General features: G+C 57.1%; 26 protein-coding genes. 11 read left to right on the top strand and 15 right to left on the bottom strand.

Annotation, left to right across the window (positions count from 1 at the left end; all coding sequences use genetic code 11):
* From ahpF to RMS03_RS07215, 8 genes are all read right to left on the bottom strand, one after another.
* Positions 1-1,624: alkyl hydroperoxide reductase subunit F (ahpF, locus tag RMS03_RS07180; protein ID WP_310626399.1), on the bottom strand; the 1,624-nt coding region annotated here is incomplete at its 3' end.
* Positions 1,625-1,821: 197 nt separating this feature from the next.
* Positions 1,822-2,385, bottom strand: a complete 564-nt coding sequence (gene ahpC, locus RMS03_RS07185) for an alkyl hydroperoxide reductase subunit C (protein WP_310626400.1) — start codon at positions 2,383-2,385, stop codon at positions 1,822-1,824.
* A gap of 125 nt (positions 2,386-2,510) precedes the next feature.
* Entirely contained in the window at positions 2,511-2,945 is a 435-nt protein-coding gene (gene fur / locus RMS03_RS07190; RefSeq protein WP_310626448.1) for a ferric iron uptake transcriptional regulator, read from the bottom strand.
* Between the two features lie 17 nt (positions 2,946-2,962).
* On the bottom strand, positions 2,963-3,424 hold the full coding sequence (locus RMS03_RS07195; protein ID WP_310626401.1) for a hypothetical protein: 462 nt from the start codon (positions 3,422-3,424) through the stop codon (positions 2,963-2,965).
* Positions 3,421-4,242: an FAD:protein FMN transferase gene (locus RMS03_RS07200; RefSeq protein ID WP_310626402.1), complete on the bottom strand. Its 822-nt coding sequence runs from the start codon at positions 4,240-4,242 to the stop codon at positions 3,421-3,423. Before RMS03_RS07200 ends, RMS03_RS07195 begins: the two co-directional genes overlap by 4 nt.
* Positions 4,243-4,249: 7 nt before the next feature.
* Positions 4,250-4,828, bottom strand: coding sequence for an FMN-binding protein (locus tag RMS03_RS07205; RefSeq protein ID WP_310626403.1), 579 nt, complete (start codon positions 4,826-4,828; stop codon positions 4,250-4,252).
* Position 4,829: 1 nt separating this feature from the next.
* Positions 4,830-6,131, bottom strand: a complete 1,302-nt coding sequence (locus RMS03_RS07210) for a hypothetical protein (RefSeq protein WP_310626404.1) — start codon at positions 6,129-6,131, stop codon at positions 4,830-4,832.
* A gap of 24 nt (positions 6,132-6,155) precedes the next feature.
* On the bottom strand, positions 6,156-7,316 hold the full coding sequence (locus tag RMS03_RS07215) for a cytochrome c peroxidase (RefSeq protein WP_310626405.1): 1,161 nt from the start codon (positions 7,314-7,316) through the stop codon (positions 6,156-6,158).
* Between the two features lie 127 nt (positions 7,317-7,443).
* On the opposite strand from RMS03_RS07215, the gene RMS03_RS07220 reads away from it, so the two are divergent.
* Entirely contained in the window at positions 7,444-7,707 is a 264-nt protein-coding gene (locus tag RMS03_RS07220) for a FeoA family protein (protein ID WP_310626406.1), read from the top strand.
* 12 nt (positions 7,708-7,719) lie between these two features.
* Positions 7,720-9,477, top strand: coding sequence for a ferrous iron transport protein B (feoB, locus tag RMS03_RS07225; RefSeq protein WP_310626407.1), 1,758 nt, complete (start codon positions 7,720-7,722; stop codon positions 9,475-9,477).
* An 18-nt stretch (positions 9,478-9,495) separates the two neighbouring features.
* Here feoB and RMS03_RS07230 read toward each other — a convergent pair whose 3' ends face one another.
* Genes RMS03_RS07230 through RMS03_RS07240 form a run of 3 tightly spaced genes read right to left on the bottom strand, consistent with a single transcriptional unit; the run spans position 9,496 to position 12,175 of the window.
* Positions 9,496-10,938 (bottom strand): sensor histidine kinase N-terminal domain-containing protein, encoded by a 1,443-nt coding sequence (locus tag RMS03_RS07230; RefSeq protein ID WP_310626408.1) that lies wholly within the window; start codon positions 10,936-10,938, stop codon positions 9,496-9,498.
* Between the two features lie 15 nt (positions 10,939-10,953).
* Positions 10,954-11,628 (bottom strand): response regulator transcription factor, encoded by a 675-nt coding sequence (locus tag RMS03_RS07235; RefSeq protein ID WP_310626409.1) that lies wholly within the window; start codon positions 11,626-11,628, stop codon positions 10,954-10,956.
* Between the two features lie 37 nt (positions 11,629-11,665).
* On the bottom strand, positions 11,666-12,175 hold the full coding sequence (locus RMS03_RS07240; protein WP_310626410.1) for a MarR family winged helix-turn-helix transcriptional regulator: 510 nt from the start codon (positions 12,173-12,175) through the stop codon (positions 11,666-11,668).
* 141 nt (positions 12,176-12,316) lie between these two features.
* On the opposite strand from RMS03_RS07240, the gene recA reads away from it, so the two are divergent.
* Together recA and recX are read left to right on the top strand one after the other, a co-directional pair.
* Entirely contained in the window at positions 12,317-13,450 is a 1,134-nt protein-coding gene (recA, locus tag RMS03_RS07245; protein ID WP_310626411.1) for a recombinase RecA, read from the top strand.
* A gap of 50 nt (positions 13,451-13,500) precedes the next feature.
* Positions 13,501-13,989 (top strand): recombination regulator RecX, encoded by a 489-nt coding sequence (gene recX, locus RMS03_RS07250; protein ID WP_405023515.1) that lies wholly within the window; start codon positions 13,501-13,503, stop codon positions 13,987-13,989.
* 112 nt (positions 13,990-14,101) lie between these two features.
* Here the strand turns inward: recX and argC are convergent, their stop codons facing one another.
* On the bottom strand, positions 14,102-15,019 hold the full coding sequence (gene argC / locus RMS03_RS07255) for an N-acetyl-gamma-glutamyl-phosphate reductase (RefSeq protein WP_310626413.1): 918 nt from the start codon (positions 15,017-15,019) through the stop codon (positions 14,102-14,104).
* Between the two features lie 171 nt (positions 15,020-15,190).
* Here argC and sucC point away from each other — a divergent pair, with 171 nt between their 5' ends.
* The 5 genes from sucC to RMS03_RS07280 all read left to right on the top strand — a co-directional run bounded on the left by sucC (position 15,191) and on the right by RMS03_RS07280 (position 20,501).
* A complete protein-coding gene (sucC, locus tag RMS03_RS07260; protein WP_310626414.1) occupies positions 15,191-16,351 on the top strand; it encodes an ADP-forming succinate--CoA ligase subunit beta in 1,161 nt (386 codons plus the stop codon).
* 52 nt (positions 16,352-16,403) lie between these two features.
* Entirely contained in the window at positions 16,404-17,300 is an 897-nt protein-coding gene (sucD, locus tag RMS03_RS07265; protein ID WP_310626415.1) for a succinate--CoA ligase subunit alpha, read from the top strand.
* Positions 17,301-17,433: 133 nt separating this feature from the next.
* Positions 17,434-17,937 carry a pilin gene (locus RMS03_RS07270; RefSeq protein WP_310626416.1) on the top strand — a complete coding sequence of 168 codons (504 nt, stop codon included), beginning with the start codon at positions 17,434-17,436 and terminating at the stop codon, positions 17,935-17,937.
* Between the two features lie 57 nt (positions 17,938-17,994).
* Positions 17,995-19,692 (top strand): Wzy polymerase domain-containing protein, encoded by a 1,698-nt coding sequence (locus RMS03_RS07275; RefSeq protein WP_310626417.1) that lies wholly within the window; start codon positions 17,995-17,997, stop codon positions 19,690-19,692.
* A 26-nt stretch (positions 19,693-19,718) separates the two neighbouring features.
* A complete protein-coding gene (locus RMS03_RS07280; RefSeq protein WP_310626418.1) occupies positions 19,719-20,501 on the top strand; it encodes a glycosyltransferase family 2 protein in 783 nt (260 codons plus the stop codon).
* Positions 20,502-20,510: 9 nt separating this feature from the next.
* Here the strand turns inward: RMS03_RS07280 and moaC are convergent, their stop codons facing one another.
* Positions 20,511-20,987 carry a cyclic pyranopterin monophosphate synthase MoaC gene (gene moaC / locus RMS03_RS07285; protein WP_310626419.1) on the bottom strand — a complete coding sequence of 159 codons (477 nt, stop codon included), beginning with the start codon at positions 20,985-20,987 and terminating at the stop codon, positions 20,511-20,513.
* A gap of 55 nt (positions 20,988-21,042) precedes the next feature.
* Here moaC and RMS03_RS07290 point away from each other — a divergent pair, with 55 nt between their 5' ends.
* Both RMS03_RS07290 and RMS03_RS07295 read left to right on the top strand, forming a co-directional pair.
* On the top strand, positions 21,043-22,629 hold the full coding sequence (locus RMS03_RS07290; RefSeq protein ID WP_310626420.1) for a M48 family metalloprotease: 1,587 nt from the start codon (positions 21,043-21,045) through the stop codon (positions 22,627-22,629).
* A 184-nt stretch (positions 22,630-22,813) separates the two neighbouring features.
* On the top strand, positions 22,814-23,248 hold the full coding sequence (locus tag RMS03_RS07295) for a DUF3717 domain-containing protein (protein WP_310626421.1): 435 nt from the start codon (positions 22,814-22,816) through the stop codon (positions 23,246-23,248).
* A gap of 3 nt (positions 23,249-23,251) precedes the next feature.
* Here RMS03_RS07295 and RMS03_RS07300 read toward each other — a convergent pair whose 3' ends face one another.
* Together RMS03_RS07300 and purB are read right to left on the bottom strand one after the other, a co-directional pair.
* Positions 23,252-23,812: a YaeQ family protein gene (locus tag RMS03_RS07300; protein WP_310626422.1), complete on the bottom strand. Its 561-nt coding sequence runs from the start codon at positions 23,810-23,812 to the stop codon at positions 23,252-23,254.
* 26 nt (positions 23,813-23,838) lie between these two features.
* Entirely contained in the window at positions 23,839-25,242 is a 1,404-nt protein-coding gene (purB, locus tag RMS03_RS07305; protein ID WP_310626423.1) for an adenylosuccinate lyase, read from the bottom strand.
* Positions 25,243-25,321: the final 79 nt, after the last annotated feature.

The raw sequence follows: 25,321 nt of genomic DNA on the forward strand, positions 1-25,321 counted from the left end.
GCGGGGCCGGGCGCGCGCGGGGCCGCCCCCCCCCCCCCCCGCGACCCTTCCCTAACCACCCCGGCCTAATCAAATACTCAAACGCCGACAACGCCGCCTTCGCACCCTCGCCCGCCGCAATGATGATTTGTTTGTAGGGCACGGTGGTGCAGTCACCCGCAGCAAACACGCCGGGCATGCTGGTGTGGCCTTTGGCATCCACCACGATCTCGCCAAACTTGCTCAGCTCCAACGAGCCTTTCAAGAACTCGGTGTTGGGCACCAAGCCGATTTGCACAAACACACCTTCCAGCGCAATGTGATGCACGGTGTCGGTGGCGCGGTCTTTGTAGCTCAAACCATTGACCTTGCCGCCTTCGCCCGTGATCTCGGTGGTTTGTGCGTTGGCGTGGATGGTCACGTTGGGCAAGCTTTTGAGCTTGTTGACCAACACCGCATCGGCTTTGAGTTGGTCGGCAAACTCAATCAGCGTCACGTGTTCGACGATGCCTGCCAAATCAATGGCGGCTTCCACGCCCGAGTTGCCGCCACCAATCACGGCCACGCGCTTGCCTTTGAACAAGGGGCCGTCGCAGTGTGGGCAGTAGGCCACGCCTTTGTTTTTGTACTCGGCTTCGCCAGGCACGTTCACATTACGCCAGCGTGCGCCAGTGGAGAGGATGACGCTTTTGGCTTTGAGCACACCGCCGTTGTCCAAGCGCACTTCGGTCAGGCCACCCGCTTGCGCCGCAGGCACGATTTGGCTGGCGCGTTGCAGGTTCATGATGTCCACGTTGTAGTGGCGCACTTGGGCTTCCAACTCGGCGGCGAGTTTGGGGCCGTTGGTTTCTAGCACCGAGATGTAGTTTTCAATCGACATGGTGTCGTTCAACTGGCCGCCAAAGCGCTCAGCCGCAATACCCACGCGAATGCCTTTGCGGGCGGCATACACCGCAGCGGCTGCACCGGCGGGGCCACCGCCCACGATCAACACGTCGTAAGGGGCTTTCTCGCTCATCTTCACAGCGTCGCGCGCGGCGGCGTTCGTGTCGAGTTTGGCCACGATTTCTTCGACGCTCATGCGGCCCGAGCCAAACACTTGGCCGTTCAAAAACACCATGGGCACGGCCATGATTTGACGCTCTTCCACTTCCTTTTGGAACGCGCCGCCTTCAATCACCACGGTCTTGACCTTGGGGTTGACGATGGCCATGAGCGAGAGGACTTGCACCACGTCGGGGCAGTTGTGGCAGCTCAGGGACATGTAGACCTCAAAGTTGAAGTCCCCAGCCAAGCCTTGGATAGCGTCGATCACGTCTTGCTCCACCTTGGGTGGGTGGCCGCCGGTCCACAACAAGGCCAACACCAAAGAGGTGAACTCATGGCCGAGTGGCAAGCCTGCAAAGCGCACGCCTTGTCCTTCATTCACGTTTTGGCCTTCGCGCACCACGGCGAAGGATGGCTTGCGTGCATCGTTGCCCGAGATGTCGAGCGTGACTTTGTCTGACAGTCCCGCGATGGTGTGGAGCAACTCGCCCATGTCTTTGCCGGTCTCGCTGTCGTCGAGGGATGCGACCAAACGGATGGGCTGGCGCAGCATGCCAAGGTACTGTTGAAGTTGGGTTTTGAGGGCGTCGTCGAGCATGGTGTTCTCCTGTTTCAGGGTGCAAACATCCTAGGCCATGCACTTGTCGTGCTGGTCTTGGGGGTTCAAAAGGGTGGGAATTCGTTGAGTACAACGCACGGGGTTGGAGGCCCATGCGCTGCGGTCAACGTCCTGCGTGAGCAGGTGTTGAACCATCACGGCCCTGCTTGCGCAGGGGGTGGCTTCAATGACAAAAATTAGATCTTGCCGACCAAGTCGATGGAAGGTGCCAAAGTCTTCGCGCCTTCTTTCCATTTCGCTGGACACACTTGGCCTGGGTTAGCGGCGGTGTACTGAGCGGCTGTCAACTTGCGCAATGTCTCAGACACGTCGCGAGCGATTTCGTTGGAATGGACTTCCATGGTTTTGATCATGCCTTCTGGGTTGATCACGAAGGTGCCGCGCAAAGCCAGGCCGTCTTCTTCGATGTGCACGCCAAAAGCGCGTGTCAGCTTGTGTGTGGGGTCGCCGACCAACGGGAACTTGGCTTTGCCCACAGCAGGTGAAGTTTCGTGCCACACTTTGTGTGAGAAGTGCGTGTCGGTGGTGACGATGTAGACCTCAGCACCAGCTTTTTGGAAGGCGGCGTAGTTGTCAGCTGCGTCTTCAATTTCTGTGGGGCAGTTGAAGGTGAATGCGGCTGGCATGAAGATGAGCACGTTCCACTTGCCTTTGAGCGTGGCTTCTGTCACTTCGATGAACTTGCCGTTGTGGAAGGCTTGGTTTTTGAACGGTTGGATTTGGGTATTGATCAAAGACATGTGGTTTCCTTTGGGTGGTTGTTAAAAACTATCGAATGAGAAAAACTCATTGATGCGAATGATAGACAAGATTTTTTGGGATGGTGATTGTTTGTCTCAATGAGCCCGATTGAGACCGCCTTGCGTCACGTCGATTCAGCACATTCAGGCTTAGAGCACAAGCCGTACAGCGACATGGAGTGGTTGATCAGTTTGAACCCATGTTGTTTGGCGATTTTCTCTTGGCGCGATTCGACTTCTTCATCATGGAATTCAACCACGCTGCCACAGCTCAGACACACCAAATGGTCGTGATGACCGCCCTCGTTGAGTTCAAACGTGGTTTTACCGGTTTCAAAATTGGTCGCCACCAAAATGCCAGCAGCAGAAAACTGCGTGAGTACCCGATAGACCGTGGCTAAACCAATGTCGCCTTCGTGTTCGAGGACCTTTTTGTAAACATCTTCCGCAGACAAATGTCGATGTCGCGAGTCGCTTTGGTTGAAGATTTCAAGCACGGTGACGCGCGGGCTCGTCACCTTCAGGCCCTTGCTTTTGAGCTGCGAAGAATACTTCTCCATATCCATGGTGTGTTCTTTCATAAATTTTGATCAAGGCGCATCGGCAGAAACCTTCGCCAAGCGTGTGCCAAAAATAATAAGGGGCAAAACGCCCCTAGCCAAAAGTGAACCGGGGACACCCAGTCATGCATGTCAGGACTGCCATAGAGCAAGGCCAAGCCGCCTAGGGCAATCGCTGCCAACAATGTCAAGGTGGCGAGCCCTAGCGCCCATTGAAAGGTGTCGCTACGCTTATGCCACATCACACGCACATGTGGCCAAACACCTCGGCCGCACAGCAGGCAAAACAGCCACGTCGAAATGCCATGCACCACACCAGCGGCATGACGCCAAGACGCTTGGCTAGGCGTCATCTCAGCCAACTCAGAAGCAGGCCACACGAACATCACCACGCCTGTGCCCAAGAGCAGCAGGCTCACTGCAGCCATCCACAAAAAAGTGGACCGACCCCAGCCAGCTAAGTGTTTGGTTCGTGTCATGGCGTTCTCCACATGCGGCCGTGATGGTGTCGTAACGCAGCGCGTAAATCGGGGCACAGTGCGCTGGCCTGCATGGCCCATTTGGTCAATGCATCAGCCGCCATGCAGGTTGAGGCTTGAACGGTCACGCTGGTCCAACGGGGTTTGCGGCGTGGTCTTGCCATGACAAGCTCTGGGTTGAGTGCACCCGCAACAGACGTGGCCAGAGCCATGTGTTGGATGTGCGTTTTGTGTTGCAAGCGACCGTCCATCAAGTGGGTTTGGGCGTGTCGCACATCGATGGGCCAGCGTCGATGGCCGACGGCTCGCAAATCTCCGCCTGCGTTGACCAAGGCGTTGTCCACGCCACAGGCGCGCAGCACCTCCACCGCGCAGTCCACGGCATAGCCTTTGGCGATGCCACCCAAGTCAAGCGCCACAGGGGCAGACAATTCAACGTCGGCGTCCGCGCGGATGCAGATGTCGTTGAGTGAGCCCGTTGCGTTGCAAGCAAGCCCTGGTCGCAGACCAGCGTGTGCAAGGGTTTGCGCTGCGCGACAGGGGTTGAACACACCACGACTGAGCTGCCACCAGTATTGCGCCGCGCCGATGACGCGCACCGTTTGTGCGTCAAGCATCAGCACATCGCCTGTGCGTGCGCGTGAAAGGCGCCCAAGATCGGATTCGGCGTGATGCGCGCTCATCACACGCCCAATGTGTGCGACGCTGGCCAAGGCTTGCGCGATGGCGTCTTCCACGCGTGCGCGATCCGCCGTCTCGGCATGCACGTGGACGGCAACCACGGTGCCGAGCAAAGTGTGGGCTCTGGCGATCAGCATGTGTTGTTTACTTTCTAGACACCAGAAACGATGCCAACGCACTCAAGCGTTGCATGCCTTCGGTCACATGCTGACACGACAGCGTGGCACCAGAGATGTTGCGAATGTCATCCGCGAAGTGCATGGCGTCGGGGCCTCTTTTGCCAACAAATTGTTTGCGCCACGCGGTTTGTTTGATTTCGGAGCCGTGCGACTCGCGGTAAGTCAACACCTCCATGCCCAAGGTGGTGCCTTGCGCATCAAAGCCTGCGGCATAGTCGATCAGGTCGTATTTACCGATCACGCGGTCGGAAATGACCCAACCCAAGGCCTTGTCGGCTTGCGTGGCACGCCAAATTTTGGGATTGAAGTTTTTGGGAACACGCGTGTCACAAGCTTTGGCGATGGCATTCAACAAGGGGGCATCCAAAGGCACGCCCAACGCCTGAAATGCCTCCGCATTCGGAAGCAGCAGCTTTTGCGCTTGTTCGACGTCCATGAAAACTGCGGCCAATACCGTGCCGCCGAACCATGGGCTGGTGCACAAACTGGCGGCCCCAAGTTTTTGCAATGCCGCGCGTCGATTGGTGAGGGGTGGTTTGTGCATATCAATAGTGGAAGCCAAGGCCCATGTTGAAGCGATCGAGCGCGCTGTTGTTTTGGTACTTTTGCATATCCATCTTCACCACCACTTGTGGGTGCAGGTAATAGCTGGCACCGACCGTCCACACCTTGGTGTCTGGCTCATTGGCGGGTGCCAAGCCGCCGAGTCCCGAGAAGCCCAGCGCGGTGTTGACGCGTTCATAGCGTGTGAATGGCACCAAGCTGGTATCACCCTTGCGCCATAAGCGATAAGCCGCTTGCGTGTACCAACCTCTGAATTGGTTTGGCACAGGGTTCACGCCGTTGCCGGAGGCATTGAAGGCACTCACGTCATGAAAGCGGCCTTGCGCGGCCAGTGCGGATAAGTCCCAAGACCCTACTTGCCACTTGGTGTGCATTTCGGCCAAGGTCACTGAGGCATTGGGCGATGCAATTGTGGGTTGCTTTTGACCAATTCCACCTTGGAACAAGCTGCCACCGAAGTTCACACCAGGCACACCGTCGTAGTTGAGCGCTCCGTAGTAGCCGAGCGAGACGGCCTTGGCTCTTTGTCCTTCTTGGTGGATGGCCCCGAGCGGGGACTCTTTGGTTTCAGCGCTGTCGGTTGGCCACTTGGTCAAGTCAAAGCTGGTGACCACGCCCGCGTCCCACCGAAGGCTCGAGTCTTGTGTGCCGCGTAAGCCAAGGCCCAGTTCACGCCATGTGGAGGGGATGATGGCGGTTTCCACCAAGTTGCGGGTCACGCCGTAGTAGCGAGTGGGTTCGTGGCTCTCATTCATGTAGCCCACGGGCAGCAAGAACAAACCCATCTTGGCAGACAAGCCGTCACTGACGTCATGCTCCACATAGAGCTGCTCAAAGGCCACTTCGCCGCTGTCATTTTTTGAAACGACGGCATGTTCCACTTCGAGTTCGGCAGCAAAGCGTGTGCGGTCATTGAATCGGTAGCCAAAGCCCAGCACGGCACGCCGCGCGGTAGCTTCAGCGCCTGCAATGTTGTTTTTGGGGCGCGTGAAAGTCAGCTCACCGTAGCCAAACAAGTTCACTGGATTGGGGGCAGCTTCGCCCGCGGGCGGGGTTCGGGTGGCTACCGCTGCTGGTGTGCTATTGCTTTGGGCTGTAACGGGGGTTGGCGGTGCCGCTTCTTGTGCCTTTTGTTGCTTAAGCATGTTTAGCTCTGCGCGCAGTTGGCGCAGCTCTTCGCGCATGTGTCGCATTTCAAGCGCTACCTCTTTGGCGGTTTGTGCATGGCCGACTTGGCAGGCCAAGAGCACGGCTGTTGCGATGAGTGTGGTTTTGAATGTCATGGTGGGTCCTTGCAATGTTTAGGTTTAGCGATCACTCAGTGTTTTGAGGAAGGCGATCAAATCGCGTTTCTCGCTGTCATCTAATGCGGCTGTTTGGCCGCTGCGGTTGTATGGCCCTTCGGAGGTGTTCACGTTTTGGCGTTCGTTGGGGGGCAAGTCGTTGTACAAAGTGAACACGTTCAATGCGTTGGTGTACCAATGGGTGGCGCGCGTATCGCGTGTGATGTAGAAGTCGACCACCTCTTCAAGCGTCGTGAATTTGCCGTTGTGGAAAAAGCGTTTGCGTTGAGCGACGTTTCTCAGGCTGGGCACTTTGAACTTGCCGCACAGAGGGGTTTGCGCCGACAGGTCGAGGCGCACGGGGCCGCATAGACCTTTGTCGTAAAAGCCGGCATCGCTGTTGGCCGCGATGTCGGCGTTGCGTGGCACGCCAAGGCTGTCATACGAGAAGTCGGTGAACAACGCGGCGGGGGCGTTGTCTGGCTTTGTGCTGGGATGGCAAGCGGCGCAGTTGCCCTTGTCTGAACGGTTGAACCACATGAGACCGCGGAGCTCTTCGGCGGTGAATGCTTCTTGGCCTTGGTTCACCGCGTCAAATTTGCTGTTGAATGGCGCAAAGTCGGCATCTTCTATTTGGTAGCGCTCTAGTGCAAACGCCATGCGGTCGAAGGCGGCGACTGGGTCGTTCAAGATCTCTGCGCCAAAGACTTTTTTAAATTGGTCTTTGTATGTGGCATTGCTGAGTTTGACGATGACGGCGGCCTCATTGAGGTTAGCCATCTCAGCGACATTTAAAAACGGGCCTTTGGCTTGTGCTGCCAACGAGTCGGCACGGCCATCCCCAAAAAAGCCGCCTTTGGGCGTACCGTTTTCAAATTTGAATGGGCCATTGAACTTGAGGTAGTTGATGGCGGGTGGTGTGCGCAGCCCTTTTTGATTGGCCAATGGGCCCACATCCACGACAGCTTGCGCAAATGGAGAGGCGTGTCCAATGCTGGGGTCATGGCAGGTTTGACAGGACATGGTGCCTGAGGCTGACAAACTGGGGTCTTTGAAAATCAACTGTCCCACCTGAGCGGCAGCACTCAGCGGGGTGGCCGCTTCTGGTGTTGCGCCGCCGCCACCACATCCGGCAAGGAATGTCGAACAGATCAAGAAAGGCGCTAAAAAACAGGGCTTAAACATGGGAGATGAACGCAAAGACAAGGGCTGGGAGTAGAATAAGTATAATTGCAAATCATTCGTATTTGCGTTTCGGGTTTAAAATTGCCCGAGTTTTAAAAACTGCGCCATGAAAGCAAATGTTTCAACCATGACTACGTCCAGCCAATTGCCAGTGACTTTGGAAAGACTCGCCACGGGCGAGTCTGCGAGCGTGATGGCCATCAATGTGGAGGCTGAGTTGAAAAAGCGGTTTTTCGCTTTGGGGCTCAAAGAAGGTTCGTATGTGCGCGTGCTGCGCCGCGCCAAGTTTGGTGGCCCTATGCACTTGCGCGTGGGTACCAGCGAGCTCATTCTTCGCGTCAAAGAAGCCTGCTGTATTTGTTTAGCCAGCACTCTCTCTACTGCGCCATAAGCGCATCGCCACGTGAAACGCGTCGCACTTTTGGGCATGCCCAACACGGGCAAGTCCACCCTCTTCAATCGACTGACAGGCGCACACGCGCGTGTGGGTAATTGGCCCGGCTTGACCGTGGAGCTCCTCAACGCGCGTTTGATCGTGGGCGATCAAGTGGTGCACATGGTGGATTTGCCCGGCATCTATGACCTGCATGGCTACTCGGATGATGAGCGGGTGGTCACCCAGTTTTTAGAACAGCATGCGCCAGATCTGATCATCTTTGTGCTGAACACATCGCAGTACGAGCGTCAGCTGAATCTGCTGAGTCAGGTCATGGCCAAGAGCGTGCCGATATTATTGGTGTTGAACATGGTGGACGAAGTCAGTGCCATGGGCATCCATGTGGATGTCGCGACGTTGAGCGCCAAGCTGCAATTGCCAATACATTTGCTTTCAGCCAAATACGGCCAAGGGGTTGAGCGCTTGCAGCCTGCCGTGCGTCAAGCTTTCAATGAGACAAGAAGCCAGCCTTATTTGCCTGCCTTGGCAGAGGTGGAACAAGCCTTCAGCGCATCCATCAAGGTGCCGGCCCAAGCGTCGAATGCGACGACAGAAAAATTGGACAAAGTGTTGCTGCATCCCGTGCTGGGCTTGCCGATTTTCTTTGCGGTGATGCTTTTGCTTTTTCAGGGCGTGTTTACCATTGGCAAGCCGCTTCAAGATGGTGCGACATGGCTGTTGGGTGAGTTTCGGCTGTTGGTGCTTGAGCCGTTGTTTGCGCATCTGCCTATGTGGGCGCAGGGTTTGTTGCTTGACGGCATTTACAACGGTTTGAGTACCGTCGCGAGTTTTGTGCCGCTGATTGTGCTTTTCTTTTTGTTCATGGGCATAGTGGAAGACACGGGCTATTTGTCGCGCGCTGCGTTTTTGATGGACGCGTTGATGGCCAAATTTGGCTTGGATGGCCGCAGCTTTGTGATGCTCTTGATGGGCTTTGGTTGCAACGTGCCGGCCCTGATGGGGACGCGTGTGATTCGCTCCAAAGGCTTGCGCTATTTGACGATGCTGACCATTCCGTTTTCATTGTGCTCGGCACGCATGCAGGTGTTTGTGTTTTTAATTGCGGCACTGTTCACGGCGGAGCAGGCGCCTTGGGTGTTGTTCTCTCTGTATGTGATGAGTATCGCGATGTCGATCGTCACCTCGCTGATCTTCAAGCGCCAGTATGTGAACAACGATGCCTTTGTGTTGGAAATGCCGCCCTATCGCTTTCCAACCGTTCGTCAGATGGCGCTCGCAGGCTGGCAAGAGGTGCGTCACTTTTTGAACCGCGCCACACGCTTCATCGTGATTGGTGTGGTCATGATTTGGGTGCTGACCAACTTTCCACAAGACGTGGAGCCGGGCAGTGTTGACTCGTGGGCGGGTCAGTTGGGCCATTGGTTGCAACCGCTTTTTCAACCCATTGGCATCAATGCTGAGTTAACACTTGCGTTGTTGTTTGGCTTCATCGCTAAAGAAATTGTGATCGGTTCATTGGCTGTGATTTATGGCCAAGAGGGCGCTGCCTTGGTGCAGACTATTACCCAACAAATCACATGGGTACAGGCTTACAGCTTCATGGTGTTTGTATTGATTTACACACCATGTGTGTCCACTATTGCCACCATCCGCAAAGAAACAAAGTCTTTAGGCTTCACCGTGCTGTCGGTGGTGTGGCCGCTGGTTGCTGCGTGGTTCATCACTTGGGTGTTTTACAAAACAGCCACGGCGCTGATCGCTTGAGCGACCATCCCGTGCGTTTTAGTCTTGGGTGTTAGAGAAGCGCACGGTGAAGCGCGCCCCCGGCATGGGCTTGCCCGGGAATGCATCCTCCAGCGTCACCACGGCTGCATGTTGGTGAGCAATTTCCATGACGATCGGCAGACCAAGGCCAGAGCCATCTGCTTCGGTGCCCAAAGCCCGGTAAAAAGGCTGAAACACCAAATCGCGCTCCGCTTCTGGAATGCCAGGCCCCGAGTCTTCCACCTGCACCACCACCACTTTGCCAAACTTATCCGCCAACAAACGCACGGTAATGACGCCCGGGTTCTCCTCGGTAGAGGGCGTGTAGTTGATGGCGTTGCCAACCAAGTTGCGTACCATTTCTTTGAGTAGCGTCGGGTTACCCATCACGCGCAAGCCAGTGCTGCCGAGCTCTGCACCTTCGTAGCCAAGATCAATGTGTTTGTCCAAAGCGCGGGGCAATGTGTCTTGAATCACATCACTGACCAAGCTCACCAAATCACAGGGGCTGCGTGCAATGTTGGTGCTGCCACTTTCAGCGCGCGCCAAAGACAAAAGCTGGTTGACCGTGTGCGTGGCGCGAATGCTGGCGCGACCAATCAGTTTCAACGACTGTTTGAGCTCCTCCGCACTAGAGTCCGCGCGTTGCGCCAAATCCGCTTGCATACGCAAGCCCGCCAGCGGTGTTTTGAGTTGATGCGCCGCATCGGCCAAGAAGCGCTTTTGCGTGGCGATGGACTCCTTCAGCCGCGTCAACAAATCGTTGATCGACGCCACCAGCGGCGCCACTTCTTGCGGCACGGCCGTGTCATCCAGCGGGCTTAAATCATCGGGTAAGCGCTGCCGAATGCGCTCCTCCAATTTGTTCAGTGGGCGAATGCCGCGCGCCAACGCCAGCCACACCAGCAACACCGCGAGGGGCAAGATGACGAACTGCGGCAGCATCACGCCTTTGATAATTTCAGTGGCCAATACCGAGCGCTTCTCAAGCGTTTCGCCCACTTGCACCAGCACGGGTTTAGCGCCCGGCACAGCCACGCGCACCCAGGCGTAGGCCACCCGGACATCGGCGCCCCGCATCTCGTCATCACGGATGCGTACTTCGCTGGGTTGGGCTTGTTCTTCGTCTGGCGGCAGTGGGAAGTCGCGCTCACCACTGACAAACTCCCCACGCGTGCCCAGCACTTGGTAGTAAATCAAGTCGGCGTCGTCTGCACGTAAGATCTCACGCGCAGGCAGCGGCAAATTGAAATACATGCGCGTTTGATCGCTCTTGACGAGCTGCGCGAGGGCTTGCACGTTGTACTCCAAGCCACGGTCAAACGGACGGCCTGCAATGCTTTGTGCCACCAACCAAGTCAGCGCCAAGCTGACCGGCCACAGCAGCAGCAGCGGCGTGAGCATCCAATCCAAAATCTCGCCAAACAGCGAGTGCTGCTCGCGCCTAAACAGCTTTGCCATGTACGTGAGAAATGCTTAGTTCGGGATTTTTTCGAGGCAATAACCTAAGCCGCGCACGGTGGCGATGCGGATGGGGCCTTTTTCGATCTTTTTGCGCAGGCGGTGGATGTACACCTCAATCGCGTTGTTGCTCACCTCTTCGCCCCACTCGCACAAGCGTTCGACCAATTGGTCTTTGCTAACCAAGCGCCCACTGCGTTGCAACAGCACTTCCAGCAAACCAAGTTCACGGGCAGACAACTCGACCATCTTGCCGTCAATGGTGGCGACACGACCCGTTTGGTCGTACACCAAGGGGCCGTGTTTGATCGAGGACGAGGTGCCACCCATGCCGCGACGTGTGAGGGCGCGCACACGAGCTTCGAGTTCTTGCAAGCTGAAAGGCTTGGCCATATAGTCGTCGGCGCCGTAGTCCAAGCCCTTGACGCGCTCTTCCACGCCATCGGCGGCGGTGAGGATGAGCACGGGGATGGACGAGCCGCGTGAGCGCAAGCGCTTGAGCACTTCAAGGCCGTGCATTTTGGGAAGACCGAGGTCCAAGATCAGCAAATCAAACTCATCGGTCGTCATCAACGCGGCGTCGGCCTCGGTGCCACTGGCAACATGATCGGCTGCGGCACCGGAGGCGCGCAAGGTTCGCAACAGGCCATCGGCCAAGACCAAGTCGTCTTCTGCAATTAGGATGCGCATGTGTTGTCTCCAGCGTTGCTTGCGTTTTTAGAAGGTATCAGGGCTGCGATTCTAGGCCTGAGTACGCTCCCGCATAGGCCTCTAACCCGAGGCTGACCACCGTCGCCACGTCGGCGCCCACTTCTTGTTTGAACTCCTCTTCGGTTTGCGCCACCGCTTGCTCGAAAGCGCGCAGCCATGCAAGGCCTGTGGGGGTGAACACAATGCGCCGCGCTCGGGCGTCTTGCGGGTCGGGTGTGCGCTGTACCAAACCCCAAGCCTCGCACTGCGTCACCAAGTCGCCCATGGCTTGCTTGGTCATGCCCGCGCTCGCGGCGAGGTCGATCAGTCGCGAGCCCTCTAGGCTCAGGTGGCGTGTGATGTGGATGTGCGCCGCACTCACTTGCGATCGCGCTGCGAGGTTCGACAGTGCCAACGGCACGTCCTCGTTGTGCGCCATCAAGTGCAACACGCGGGCATCAAAACGCCGTATGGCGTGGCCGAGCAAACGCCCGAGGTGGATTTGTCGCCAGTCTTGCTGGGCTGAAAAAGCAGGGGATGAGGCCATGCGTAAATGGTAAGGCAAGTTGACCAAAAAAAGTGTTTACAAGTTTAGACTTTGCGTTAAAGTACTGGCTAAGCATCCAGTTGTTGTTAAGTGCAGTGATTGGATATTCTCGGTAAGCCCTTGATTTCACGGAGATTTTTCATGAACAACAAGCCCATCGTCGCTGACAGCGAAAAAGCCAAAGCCCTCCAAGCCGCCTTGGCGCAGATCGAAAAACAATTCGGCAAGGGCACCATCATGCGCTTGGGCGAGGGCGAGGTGATTGACGACATCCAGGTCGTTTCCACTGGCTCTTTGGGGTTGGACATCGCCTTGGGCGTGGGCGGCTTGCCCCGTGGCCGCGTGATTGAAATCTACGGCCCAGAGTCATCGGGCAAAACCACCCTCACCTTGCAAGTCATTGCCGAGATGCAAAAACAGGGCGGCACATGCGCCTTCGTGGATGCCGAACACGCGTTGGATTCGCAATACGCCCAAAAACTCGGCGTGAACTTGCAAGACCTGCTCATCAGCCAACCCGACACCGGCGAACAAGCGCTTGAAGTGGTGGACAGTTTGGTGCGGTCCGGTGCGGTGGACTTGGTCGTGATCGACTCGGTGGCCGCACTCACGCCCAAGGCCGAACTCGAAGGTGACATGGGCGACTCATTGCCAGGCCTGCAAGCCCGCCTGATGAGCCAAGCGCTGCGTAAGCTGACGGCCTCCATCAAGAAGACCAACTGCACAGTGATCTTCATCAACCAAATCCGTATGAAGATTGGTGTGATGTTTGGCTCGCCCGAAACCACCACCGGTGGTAACGCGCTCAAGTTCTACGCCTCGGTGCGCTTGGACATTCGCCGCATCGGCACCATCAAGCGCGGCGACGAAGCGGTGGGCAACGAGACGAGAGTCAAAGTGGTGAAAAACAAAGTGGCGCCCCCCTTCAAGACGGCTGAGTTCGACATCTTGTTTGGCGAAGGCATCAGCCGCCAAGGCGAAATCATTGACATGGGCGTGAACGCCAAGGTCATCGAAAAGTCAGGCGCTTGGTATGCGTACAACGGCGAAAAAATTGGCCAAGGCCGCGACAACGCCCGCGAGTTCTTGCGTGAGAACGAGGCGCTTGCGTTTGAGATCGAAAACAAAGTGCGCGAATCCTTGGGCATTCCTTTGTTGGCCGGCGGCATCGAAGCTCCTGAGGCGAAAGAAGAAAAAGCACCGAAGGCCAGCAAGTCGGCGAAAGAAGCCAAGGGCGCTGCGGCCGACGCAGATGCCGACGGCGTGGTGGCTTAACGCGCACGTACTTCTAACGCGAGTGAAAAGCCAGCCTCGTGACACACGACGTGGAATCCAACGAAGACGAGAAACCCCAGGCGAAAAGGGCCAAGGGGTTTCAAATCTCGCTCAAAGGCCGAGCCTTGCGTTTGCTCTCGCAACGCGAGCACTCCCGCTTTGAGCTAGAGCGCAAGCTCAAACCGTTTGAAGAAACACCAGGTGAGTTGGCCGAGGCCTTGGATTTTTTGCAGACCAAGGACTTCATCAACGAGCAGCGCGTGCTGGAGTCGGTGGTCAACAGCCGCTCTCGCAAGCTCGGTGCATCCCGGGTGCGTCAAGAATTGCAAGCCAAGGGGTTGCCCGTCGAGGTCATCGCTGAGGCTGTGCAAACGATGCGCAGCACCGAGCTCGAGAGAGCTCGCGGAGTTTGGCGAAAGAAATTTGGAGCACCGCCTGTGGATCAAGCGGCGCGGGTCAAACAAGTGCGGTTTTTAGTGAGCCGTGGGTTTGCGCCTGAAGTCGTCAAGCGCCTGGTGTCTGGCGCGGAAGATTTCTAGCCCACACAAAGTCAGCGATGTGGACGTATGCGTTTGGGGATTTGGCGAGCGCAGCGAGTATGAGCCACACGCATATGCTCAGCACCGCTGACGCTCTTGCAAAGAGGAAGCGTTAAACGCCCAGCATCAACTGCAAGTTCTGCACCGCAGCGCCGCTCGCGCCCTTACCCAAGTTATCCAAACGCGCGATCAGCACCGCATGGCGATGGGCTTCGTTCGCAAACACGCGAATTTCAAGCTGGTTGCTGTCGTTCAACGCTGTGGCGTCCAGCTTGCCGTTGTCAGTGGCGGGCTGCACACTCACCCAACCGTCTGCACTTGAGCCGTAATGTTTGGCCAAAGCATCATGCAAGTCGGCCGCTTTGGGTTTGCCAGGCAGCATGTCTAAATGAATCGGCAGTTGCACCAACATGCCTTGGCGGAAGTTGCCGACTGCGGGCACAAACACCGGGCGACGGCTCAGGCCGGTGTAGGCCATGATTTCTGGGATGTGCTTGTGTTCGAGGCCTAAGGCATAGGCTTCAAACAAAGGGGCATTGCCTGCTTCGTAGTCTTCAATCATGCTGCGACCGCCACCCGAGTAGCCGCTGACGGACGGCAGGGCTACGGGGAAATCGGCAGGTACCAAGCCCGCATCAATCAAGGGGCGCAACAAAGCAATCGCACCCGTGGCGTAGCAGCCGGGATTGGCCACGCGTTGGGCCTTGGCCACGGCGTCGCGCTGACCAGCGGCCAGTTCTGGGAAGCCATAGACCCAGCCCAGTGCCACGCGGTGCGCGGTGGAGGCGTCGATGATTTTGGGCTTTTTGCCGCTCAGGCTGTCGATCATGGCAACCGACTCGCGGGCGTGGTCGTCGTGCAGGCATAAGATCACCATATCCACGCCAGCCATCAGTTCGCGTTTGGCTTCGGGATCTTTGCGCTTGGTGGGGTCAATGCTGACCACTTGCACGGCGGGCATGAGACTCAAGCGTTCGCGAATTTGTAGACCTGTGGTGCCAGCTTCGCCGTCGATGAAGACTTTAGACATGGATGTCGCCAAAAAGTGCAAAAAAGTTGGGCGTCGCTTGGCTCGTGTAAGCCAGTTAAAAGTTTGACGCAATGCAGCATGATACAGTCTTGAGGCTTTGCGCACAGCGGTTCTTCGGTGCCGTTGCATGCGCAAAACATTACAAATCCACCGATTACTAAGAGAGATCTCATGAAGATTCACGAGTACCAAGGCAAGGAAATCTTGCATCAATTTGGTGTGCCAGTGCCACGCGGTATCCCTGCGTTCACGGTGCAAGAAGCGGTGGAAGCCGCGCAAAAGTTGGGCGGCCCAGTTTGGGTTGTGAAAGCCCAAATCCACGCGGGCGGCCGCGGCAAAGGCGGCGGCGTTAAAGTGGCCAAGACTATCGAAGACGTCAAGCGTATCTCCGGTGACATCTTGGGCATGCAGCTCAAGACCCACCAAACTGGCCCAGAAGGCCAAAAAGTGCGCCGCCTCTATATTGAAGACGGCGCCGACATCCACAAAGAATATTACGTGTCCGTCGTGACGGACCGTGCCACGCAAAAGATTGCTTTCATCGCTTCCAGCGAAGGCGGCATGGACATTGAAGAAGTGGCCCACAGCACCCCAGAAAAAATCATCACCGAGTTCATCGACCCGTTGACTGGTTTGGGCGATGCACAAGCCAAGAAGATTGCAGACGCTATTGGCATGTCTGCAGATTCCACCGCGCAAGCCGTGGACATCTTCAAGAAGCTGTACCAGTGCTACATGGAAACTGACGCCTCGTTGGTGGAAATCAACCCCCTGAACCGCGACAGCAAAGGCAATGTGATGGCTTTGGACGCGAAGTTCAACTTCGATGCCAACGCTTTGTTCCGTCACTCAGAAATCGTGGCTTACCGCGATTTGGACGAAGAAGATCCAGCTGAAGTGGAAGCTTCCAAGTTTGACTTGGCCTACATCAGCTTGGACGGCAACATCGGTTGCTTGGTCAACGGTGCTGGCTTGGCCATGGCCACCATGGACACCATCAAGTTGTTTGGCGGCGAGCCAGCCAACTTCTTGGACGTGGGCGGCGGCGCGACAGCTGAAAAAGTCACTGAAGCGTTCAAGATCATGTTGGCTAATAAGAATGTCAAAGGCATTTTGGTCAACATCTTCGGCGGCATCATGAAGTGCGACACCATTGCCAGCGGCGTGATCACAGCTTGTAAAGCGGTGAACTTGTCCGTGCCATTGGTGGTGCGCATGAAGGGTACCAACGACGAGCTGGGTAAGAAAATGTTGGCCGAATCAGGTTTGCCAATCATCTCTGCCGACACCATGGCCGAAGCCGCAACGTCCATCGTTGCAGCTGTTAAGTAATGATCTTGTGGGACAGATCTTGAGCTCTGTCTCCAACTGACTAGGACACTTTATGTCAATCTACATCAATAAAAACACCAAGGTCATCACCCAAGGGATCACCGGCAAAACCGGTCAGTTCCACACTGAAAAGTGCATCGAGTACGCAAACGGTAAAAACTGTTTCGTCGCGGGTGTGAACCCCAAGAAGGCAGGCGAAAAGATTTTTGACGTGCCAATCTTTGCCTCTGTCAAAGAAGCTGCTCAAAACACAGGCGCCACCGTGTCTGTGATTTACGTGCCACCCGCTGGTGCAGCTGCTGCCATCTGGGAAGCTGTGGAAGCCGACCTCGACTTGGCCATCTGTATCACCGAAGGCATTCCCGTGCGTGACATGCTCGAAGTGCGCAACAAGATGAAAGCCAAGGAAGCAGCTGGCGGCAAGAAGACCTTGTTGCTCGGCCCCAACTGTCCAGGCCTCATCACGCCAGACGAAATCAAGATCGGCATCATGCCTGGTCACATCCACCGCAAAGGCCGCATTGGTGTGGTGTCGCGTTCAGGCACCTTGACTTACGAAGCCGTGGCGATGTTGACCGAAGTGGGCCTGGGTCAATCCAGCGCTGTCGGTATCGGTGGTGACCCCATCAACGGTTTGAAGCACATCGATGTGATGAAAGCGTTCAACGAAGATCCAGACACCGACGCCGTCATCATGATTGGTGAAATCGGTGGTCCAGACGAAGCCGAAGCCGCCATGTGGTGCAAGGCCAACATGAAGAAGCCGATCGTTGGCTTCATCGCTGGCGTGACGGCCCCTCCCGGCAAGCGCATGGGTCACGCAGGGGCTTTGATTTCTGGCGGTGCAGATACGGCAGACGCCAAGCTTGCCATCATGGAAGAGTGCGGCTTCGTCGTCACACGCAATCCCTCTGAATTGGGCAAATTGCTCAAGGCCCAGTTGAAGTAATCGCCTTTCGGCGTGATCAAAATCAAAGCGAGCGGTGGTTTCACCGCTCGCTTTTTTTTGAACTTTTGCGCTGACTTTTCTGCAGGAGCCGCTGCCTAGAATCCACGTCCCACTCTCTTTCAAAGGATTTGCGATGAAACACGCTTTGCAACGCGGCTTTACCTTGATCGAACTCATGATCGTTGTGGCCATCATCGGCATCTTGGCTTCGGTGGCATTGCCCGCCTATCAAGACTACATGGTGCGCGCGCGGGTCAGCGAGGGGCTGGGCTTGGCGTCAACTGCCAAAACCAATGTGCTGGATATCGTCAACAGCGGCAACATCGCCAAGGGCTATCAGGCGGGTTACACCTGGTCGGGCGCCACCAAGAACGTCAGCAGCATTGGCATTGACAACACGACGGGGGCCATCACCATCACCACCACAGCCGCCGCAGGTGGCGGTAGCTTGTTGTTGGTGCCGTACACCAGTAGCGGTGGCTCAGACGCGGCCTTGCCAGCACCAACGGGCAGCAACCTTACGGTCAATGGGGTGGTGCAGTGGAAGTGTTTGGCCAAAGGTGCGGCGGCATTTGTCGGTGTGCCTGTGCCCGAGAATGCTTTGGACACCAAGTATGTGCCGAGTGACTGCAAATAAGACCAAGGACTGGACTGCACAAAGCGCCTACGGGCGCTTTTGTTTTGACACGGACGCATGTTGGAGAATCAGGGCATGAACCTGTCAGCCGCTCACAATCCCATGTCTCGCAAGCCGCTGTTGGTATTGTGCATCGCCTTGCCTTGGCTCAACCCTTTTGCCAGCAGCCCTTCAACGGCAGTGATTCCCTTGCTGCTGAGTTGGATGCTGGCCGCCAGTGCTTTGCTGGCGGTGGTGGACATGCCGCTGGCCAAATCGCCTTGGTCTGCCGCCGAGCGCATGGTGTGCGCGCTCGTGCTGGTTGGCTTGGCTACCTCCTTGGTTGCTGTGCCTCAGGTGGTGGACCGCGCGTTGACCGCCGGCCTGGTCGCGTCACTCATGTGCGTGTGGCTAATGGCGACCGTGGCACGTCGCGCTGCGCTGGATGAGAGTTTGTTGCACTGCCTGGTGTGGGGCTTACTAGCGGCTGCGGCCATCAGCGCGGTGCTGGGGCTGTTGCAGTATCTGGGGTGGGCGCAGGGGCTGTCGCCTTGGGTCAACCAACCCGTGAAGGGTGATGCGTTTGCCAACTTGCGCCAGCGCAACCAGTTTGCATCGCTCACCAGCTTGGGCCTTGTCGCTTTGCTCGGGTGGGTCGCTGCGCAGACCCAAAGACACGCCCTGTCGCGCACGGCTTGGCTGCTGGCTGTGGCGTTGCTTCAGTTGTTGGCGGCGGGGCTGGCGTGCTCTGTTTCACGCACTGGGGCGATGCAGTGGGCGCTGGTCGGCATGTGCATCACCGTGTGGGCAGGCCGTCGCAGCCAGCACTCGCCCGATACGGGCAAGGGCTTGATGTGGATGGCGCTGGCCGCGCCCCTAACGGTCGCGCTGTGGTCTGTGTTGATGCCTTGGCTCGCTTTGCAAACGACGGGTGAATGGGGTGCCAGCTTGATTTTGCGTGTCACGGGTCAGGCGCAGGACTATGGCGTGTGCGGCAGTCGCCGCGTGTTGTGGGGCAATGTGATGGCGCTGGTGGCCCAGCACCCATGGCTAGGTTGGGGTTGGGGCGAGACAGACTACGCCCACTTCATGACGGGCTACAGCAGCCTGCGGTTTTGCGACATGTTGGACAACGCGCATGACTTCCCGCTGCACCTGGCCCTTGAGTTGGGCGTGCCGTTCGCCGTGCTGGTCATGGCGTGCATCGCCGTGTGGGTGTTGCGTCGCCAGCCGTGGCGCGAGCAACACGCTTGGCGTGTGATGGCGTGGTGCTTGTTGTTGGTGCTGGGCTTGCACAGCTTGTTGGAGTACCCGCTGTGGTACGGCCCGTTTCAAATGACTTTGGGTGTTGCCATTGGTTTGTTGTGGTCGCCACCGACCGCGCCAGTCAAGGAAGAAGCACAAGAAGGCCCCATATTGGTGGCGGCAATCCTCTTCATCGGGTGCTTGTATGCCGCATGGGACTTCAACCGCGTAGGTCAAATTTACCGACAAGCGGCTTCGCGTGATGCCGCCTACCGAGACAACTCGTTGCACCACGCCAAACAGTCGTGGCTGTTCAAAAACCAAGCCGACTTTGCCGAGCTCACCACGCAAACCGTGACGACAGACAACGCGGCGCAGCTCTACCCGGAAGCCTTGCGCCTCATGCACTACTCTCCCGAAGCCCGCGTGGTGCAACGGGCCATCGACAGCGCGCGGCTGTTAGGCCATGACGAACAGGCGCAAGTCTTGGCCCAGCGCTTGGATGACGTCAAGCAAAACACTCCGCGCTAAACTCGAAAATCACTCTCTTTGCCACCATGACCCACGCATCCCCCACCCTCTCGGCCATCGTCATCACGCGCAACGAGGCCCACAACCTGCACGATTGTTTGCAATCCATGCACGGCTTGGTGGATGAAATCATCGTGGTGGACAGCCAAAGCACCGACCACACCGTGGCCATCGCGCAGCAGCATGGGGCCAAGGTGTCCCAGCCAGCAGACTGGCCCGGTTTTGGCCTACAAAAAAATCGTGCCTTAGATTTGGCGACGTGCGACTGGGTGTTGTCGATCGATGCCGACGAGCGCATCACCCCTGCCCTGAGTGCCGAAATCAAACGGGTGTTGCAAGCCAGTGATGTCGATGTGGCCTACAAACTGCCGCGCTTGTCGTCGTATTGCGGCAAGCTCATCCACCATGCAGGCTGGCAGCCTGACCATGTGTTGCGTTTGTTCAAACGCGGCAAGGCCAGGTTCTCAGACGACCTCGTGCACGAACGCGTGGTCACCGCGCAAAACGTGGTAGCGCTGCAAAACCACTTGCTGCACTTCAGCTACTTGGATTTTTCGCAAGTCCTGTCCAAGGTGAACGTCTACTCCAGCGCCTCAGCACAGCAAGCCTACGCACACGGCAAACGCTCGTCGGTGGTGGGTGCCTTGGGTCACGGGGCTTGGGCCTTTTTCAGAACCTATGTGTTGCGCGCCGGGTTTTTAGATGGCGCACACGGCCTGGCCTTGTCCATCTCGAACGCCGAGACCAGTTATTACAAATACTTGAAGCTCTGGCACATACAGCAGGCGCAAGCGGCTACTGTCAAATAGCACCACCAATCAGGCCGCAACGTAACTGCCCGACTTGCCGCCGTGCTTCTCCAGCAAGCGCACATCGGTCATCGTCATGCCTCGGTCCACGGCTTTGCACATGTCATAAATCGTGAGCAGGGCCACTTGGACGGCGGTGAGCGCTTCCATCTCCACGCCAGTCTGACCAACAGTTTCGACGGTGGCGGTGCAGTGCACGCTGTGTGTGGCGTCCTCAATGGCAAACTCCACCGCCACCCGGGTCAGGGCCAAGGGGTGGCACAGAGGAATCAAATCACTGGTTTTTTTGGCCGCTTGAATTCCCGCGATGCGGGCGATACCCAGCACATCACCTTTTTTGGCTGTGCCGTTTTGTATCAGGCCCAAGGTCGTGGGCAACATCACGATACGACCCGTGGCCACGCCCACGCGGCGGGTGTGTGCTTTGTCGGCGACGTCCACCATATGGGCTTGGCCTTGTGCATCAAAGTGTGTGAGTGTGGGCATGCTGAAATTTACAAGGGGTTAACATCAAGTGCGCATCATACGACCCGTGAAATTTATGTTTTCCTCCCTCTTGCCTCCTCGCTTGTTACACCGCATGGGTGTGTTGGGCGTGTGCGTGGCTTTGCTGTTGCCTGTCGCACCTGTGCAGGCGCAAGCGAACAACAGCCGCCTGCCCAACTTAGGCGATGGCGCTGAGGTGCCATTAGGTGTGGAGCGCCGCTTGGGTGAGAGCATTGCCCGCGAAATTTACCGAGACCCCGATTACCTCGACGACCCTGTGCTGGGCGACTATCTCCAATCAATTTGGCAAACCTTGTTGGCCTCGGCACGGCAACGCGGTGAGTTGACGCCTGAACTGGAGCAGCAGTTCGCCTGGGAGGTCGCGCTGATTCGTGACCGCAGCATCAACGCCTTTGCCTTGCCCGGTGGTTATTTGGGTGTGCATTTAGGCTTGATTTCGGCTGTCAGCAGCGCGGACGAATTGGCCTCGGTGCTGGCGCATGAGTTGAGCCACGTGACGCAGCGGCATATTGCGCGCATGATTTCTCAGCAAGGCAAACAAGGCCCGATGGTGATGGGCGCGATGATTTTGGGCATGCTGGCAGCCAGCCGCACGGCCAGCGCCAGCAGCATGAGCGCCGCGAATGCCGCGATCATGGGCGGCCAAGCCGTCGCCGTGCAAAGCCAGCTCAACTTCTCGCGTGACATGGAGCGCGAGGCTGACCGTGTGGGCTACGGCGTGATGACGGGGGCCGGCTTTGAGCCACAAGGTTTTGTCACCATGTTTGAGAAGCTGCAACAAGCGTCACGCCTGAACGACAACGGCTCTTTCCCTTATTTGCGTAGCCACCCCATGACCACCGCACGCATTGCGGATGCGCAAGCGCGTCAGCAGTTGTTGCCGCCCCGTGCGCCCGTGGCCACTAGCCCCACCCACGCCATGATGTCGGCCCGTGCGCAAGTGCTGGTCAAGCCTGGCGTGGATGTGTTTCGAAGCATCGCTGCACAGGCCAATACCACCACATTTGCCTCCGCGACCAAGGCGAAACAAGCGGGGTTGCTCTATGGCGCGACGATGGCTGAACTCGACCAACGTAATTTTGTCGCTGCACGCCAATATTTGCTACGTCTGCAAAGTTTGAGTGGCCTCGAGCTCAGTGCTGTACGTGTGGTGCGTTTGCTCACCGCAGAGCTTGCGCTGACGGCAGGCGATGCCTCGCAGGCCGTGAGTTTGCTGGAGCCTAAAGCGGTGCTGCCGAGCGCCGCCGATCGTGCCACGCGCATGTTGCTAGCTCGCAGCCGTGTGGGCACTCAAAAACCGTTGCAAGGCCAAACCGCTGCGAGTGAGCTGACCGTGTGGCTCAACCAGCACCCGCGCGATGCTTCTGCTTGGTTGCTCCAAGCCTCAGCTTATGAACTGCAAGGCGATGGCTTGCGTGCCATTCGCGCGCAAGCCGAAGCACGCGCCATGGAACTGGATTACGGTGCTGCGCTTGACCGCTTCAAAGCGGCGCAGCTGTTGGCATACCAAATGACGCGTGAAGGAAGCTTAGACCGCGCTGGTCACATGGAGGCGTCCATCATTGACGCCCGTTTGCGTGAGCTAGAGAAGTTGCGGCGGGAACAGACGCTCGAGCGATGAGTCAATTACCACGCCAAAGGCGGAATAGATCAAAGAGCCCAGCAGCGCCGAGCCAAAGCCGTCAAGGCGGCATGGCGTACAGTGGTTTCATAGCGCAGCCACAATAACGCAACCAGCATAGCATTGCCGCTATCATCCACAGCCCCACTACACCCCTACTTTTTAGGCAACACACTTTAACGCGATGGCCGGCATTCACATCACCGACATTGAGGCGGCCATCAACTATTGGCGCGAGCAAAAGCCCTCACCCGATGGCGTCACCCTCGCGCCCGAAATCCGCGCCTTGGCCGAGGTCTACGCCTTGATGGTGTATTACCGCGAAGATGTGGCCGCCGAAAAAGGCTTTCCACCCAAGGCGTATGACGCGTGGTTGACTTGGTATCGCACCACCCCCGACGCGCCTTGTATTGCCATTTGCTCCACCAGCCAAGGTGATGAAGCGTGCAAAGGTTGTGGCCGCACGTTTGAAGAGGTGCAGTTTTGGCCAGAGATGTCACCAGCCGAGAAACGCAGCACGTGGCGGCGCATCACCATGATCGGTACCTCTTGGCGATTCAACAAATATGCAGAGCGTGCGTTGGCGAATGCGGCGGTGGATGTGGGCGAGGCTGAATAAGCCTTATTTCCAGCGCTCGCATTCAATGTCAACGGTGGTCTTGCCGTTGCTCATCATCACCACACCTTCTTGCACGGTGGCTTGCAGCTGCATGCTGCGTTCAGCGAGTTTGGCCAAGTCTTGCGAGGCGGCGCTTGGAATGCGCCACACCTGTAGTGATGTTGGTTTGATGAGTTTGTTTTGCATGTTCTTCCACCACACATCGCCGGCGCTAGAGAACACATACAGCATCACTTGGTCGGCCTTGCTACAGGCTTTGAGCAAAGGCTTTTCTTCGGGCTGACCGACTTCAATCCACAGGCGCTTGCGCCCCGTGAAATCGGTCAACATCACATCGGGCTCGTCAGGGTCCGACAGGCCCGCGCCAAAGGACAGCGCGCCGTCGCCATTGCACATGTCTTGTAACTGGTGCGCTTGCAGTGACAGCGCGACCAAGCGCACCATCATTCGTTCATCCGTTTCGCTGGGGTGACGCGCCAAGGTGAGCGCGTGGTCGGCGTAGTAGCCGTGGTCAATGTCAGCGATTTGGACGTTCGCTTTGAAGATGGTGGATTTGATGGCCATGTGGGTACTGCTTTTCTCGACGCGGCTCAGACGCGGCGTGCGAGTTCAGCGGCTTTACCCACGTAGCTGCCTGGCGTCATGGCCAACAAACGATCAATGTCTGCTTGAGGAATTTGCAGCGATGCAATCAAGCCATGCAAGGCTTCAGCCGTGACGGTTTTGCCACGCGTGACTTCTTTGAGTTGCTCATAAGCGCCTTGCACACCGTAACGGCGCATGACGGTTTGGATGGGCTCGGCCAGCACTTCCCAAGCCGCATCGAGGTCCGTATCCAATGTTTCGCGGTTGAGTTCAAGTTTGTTCAAGCCCACCATCATCGACTGATGGGCGAGCGCGGTGTAACCCAAGGCGACGCCCATGTTGCGCAACACGGTGGAGTCCGTCAGGTCACGTTGCCAGCGGCTGATGGGCAGTTTTTCGCTCAGGTGTTTGAGCATGGCGTTGGCCAGTCCTAAATTGCCTTCGGCGTTTTCAAAATCAATCGGATTGACTTTGTGCGGCATGGTGGACGAGCCAATCTCGCCCGCTTTCAAACGCTGTTTGAAATAGCCCAAGGACACATAGCCCCAAACATCGCGTGACCAGTCGATCAAGATGGTGTTGGCGCGTGCCACCGCATCGAACAACTCGGCCATGTAGTCGTGGTGTTCGATTTGAATGCTGTAGGGCTGGAAGCTCAGACCCAAGCCCAATGGCGTAGGCGCTTCCACCACTTTGCGGCTAAACGCTTCCCAGTCGAAATCAGGCCAAGCGCTCAGGTGAGCGTTGTAGTTGCCGACCGCGCCGTTCATCTTGGCCATGATGGCCACGCTCGCAATGCGTTCGCGCACTTGGCGCAAGCGCATCACCACATTCGCCACTTCTTTGCCCACCGTGGTGGGGCTGGCGGTTTGGCCGTGGGTGCGACTGAGCATGGGCACATCGGCATAGGCGTGGGCCATTTCGCGCAGTTTGGCGATCAGGCCATCGAGGCCTGGCAAGATCACCTCGTCGCGGCCCGCTTTCAGTTGCAGTGCGTGGCTGGTGTTGTTGATGTCTTCACTGGTACAGGCAAAGTGGACAAACTCTGCCGCAGTTTCGAGTTCCGGGTGGCCTTTGAGTTTCTTTTTGATCCAGTACTCCACGGCCTTCACATCGTGGTTGGTCACCTTCTCTTCGTCTTTGATGGCCAAGGCATCGTCGGTGCTGAAGTGGGTCACCAAATCGAGCAAGTAGGCGCGCGACTCGGCACTCAAGGGTTTGAATTCTGCAAATCCAGCATCGCTCAGGGCGATGAACCAAGCAATCTCCACCTGCACACGGCGGTGCATATAGCCTTGTTCGCTCATCAAAGGGCGTAAAGCGGCGAGTTTGGCGGCATAACGGCCGTCCAGGGGGGACAAGGCGGTGACTTGGGAGATGCTTTGGGGGGGGCTGGTGGTATGACTCATAGTTGGAATTTTAGGCGGTCGTGAGTTGCACCATGTATACGCAAGGTAGATAAACTATGGCTTCAACAAATCGATGAAC

This window comes from Limnohabitans sp., from assembly GCF_031538885.1.
Classification (GTDB): domain Bacteria; phylum Pseudomonadota; class Gammaproteobacteria; order Burkholderiales; family Burkholderiaceae_C; genus Limnohabitans.

Excerpts from the sequence above, each read along its gene's own strand:
- ahpC (WP_310626400.1), bottom strand. The coding sequence starts at position 2,385 with ATGTCTTTGATCAATACCCAAATCCAACCGTTCAAAAACCAAGCCTTC.
- fur (WP_310626448.1), bottom strand. The coding sequence starts at position 2,945 with ATGGAGAAGTATTCTTCGCAGCTCAAAAGCAAGGGCCTGAAGGTGACG.
- RMS03_RS07195 (WP_310626401.1), bottom strand. The coding sequence starts at position 3,424 with ATGACACGAACCAAACACTTAGCTGGCTGGGGTCGGTCCACTTTTTTG.
- RMS03_RS07200 (WP_310626402.1), bottom strand. The coding sequence starts at position 4,242 with ATGCTGATCGCCAGAGCCCACACTTTGCTCGGCACCGTGGTTGCCGTC.
- RMS03_RS07205 (WP_310626403.1), bottom strand. The coding sequence starts at position 4,828 with ATGCACAAACCACCCCTCACCAATCGACGCGCGGCATTGCAAAAACTT.
- RMS03_RS07210 (WP_310626404.1), bottom strand. The coding sequence starts at position 6,131 with ATGACATTCAAAACCACACTCATCGCAACAGCCGTGCTCTTGGCCTGC.
- RMS03_RS07215 (WP_310626405.1), bottom strand. The coding sequence starts at position 7,316 with ATGTTTAAGCCCTGTTTTTTAGCGCCTTTCTTGATCTGTTCGACATTC.
- RMS03_RS07220 (WP_310626406.1), top strand. The coding sequence starts at position 7,444 with ATGACTACGTCCAGCCAATTGCCAGTGACTTTGGAAAGACTCGCCACG.
- RMS03_RS07230 (WP_310626408.1), bottom strand. The coding sequence starts at position 10,938 with ATGGCAAAGCTGTTTAGGCGCGAGCAGCACTCGCTGTTTGGCGAGATT.
- RMS03_RS07235 (WP_310626409.1), bottom strand. The coding sequence starts at position 11,628 with ATGCGCATCCTAATTGCAGAAGACGACTTGGTCTTGGCCGATGGCCTG.
- RMS03_RS07240 (WP_310626410.1), bottom strand. The coding sequence starts at position 12,175 with ATGGCCTCATCCCCTGCTTTTTCAGCCCAGCAAGACTGGCGACAAATC.
- recA (WP_310626411.1), top strand. The coding sequence starts at position 12,317 with ATGAACAACAAGCCCATCGTCGCTGACAGCGAAAAAGCCAAAGCCCTC.
- argC (WP_310626413.1), bottom strand. The coding sequence starts at position 15,019 with ATGTCTAAAGTCTTCATCGACGGCGAAGCTGGCACCACAGGTCTACAA.
- sucC (WP_310626414.1), top strand. The coding sequence starts at position 15,191 with ATGAAGATTCACGAGTACCAAGGCAAGGAAATCTTGCATCAATTTGGT.
- sucD (WP_310626415.1), top strand. The coding sequence starts at position 16,404 with ATGTCAATCTACATCAATAAAAACACCAAGGTCATCACCCAAGGGATC.
- RMS03_RS07270 (WP_310626416.1), top strand. The coding sequence starts at position 17,434 with ATGAAACACGCTTTGCAACGCGGCTTTACCTTGATCGAACTCATGATC.
- RMS03_RS07275 (WP_310626417.1), top strand. The coding sequence starts at position 17,995 with ATGTTGGAGAATCAGGGCATGAACCTGTCAGCCGCTCACAATCCCATG.
- RMS03_RS07280 (WP_310626418.1), top strand. The coding sequence starts at position 19,719 with ATGACCCACGCATCCCCCACCCTCTCGGCCATCGTCATCACGCGCAAC.
- moaC (WP_310626419.1), bottom strand. The coding sequence starts at position 20,987 with ATGCCCACACTCACACACTTTGATGCACAAGGCCAAGCCCATATGGTG.
- RMS03_RS07290 (WP_310626420.1), top strand. The coding sequence starts at position 21,043 with ATGTTTTCCTCCCTCTTGCCTCCTCGCTTGTTACACCGCATGGGTGTG.
- RMS03_RS07295 (WP_310626421.1), top strand. The coding sequence starts at position 22,814 with ATGGCCGGCATTCACATCACCGACATTGAGGCGGCCATCAACTATTGG.
- RMS03_RS07300 (WP_310626422.1), bottom strand. The coding sequence starts at position 23,812 with ATGGCCATCAAATCCACCATCTTCAAAGCGAACGTCCAAATCGCTGAC.
- purB (WP_310626423.1), bottom strand. The coding sequence starts at position 25,242 with ATGAGTCATACCACCAGCCCCCCCCAAAGCATCTCCCAAGTCACCGCC.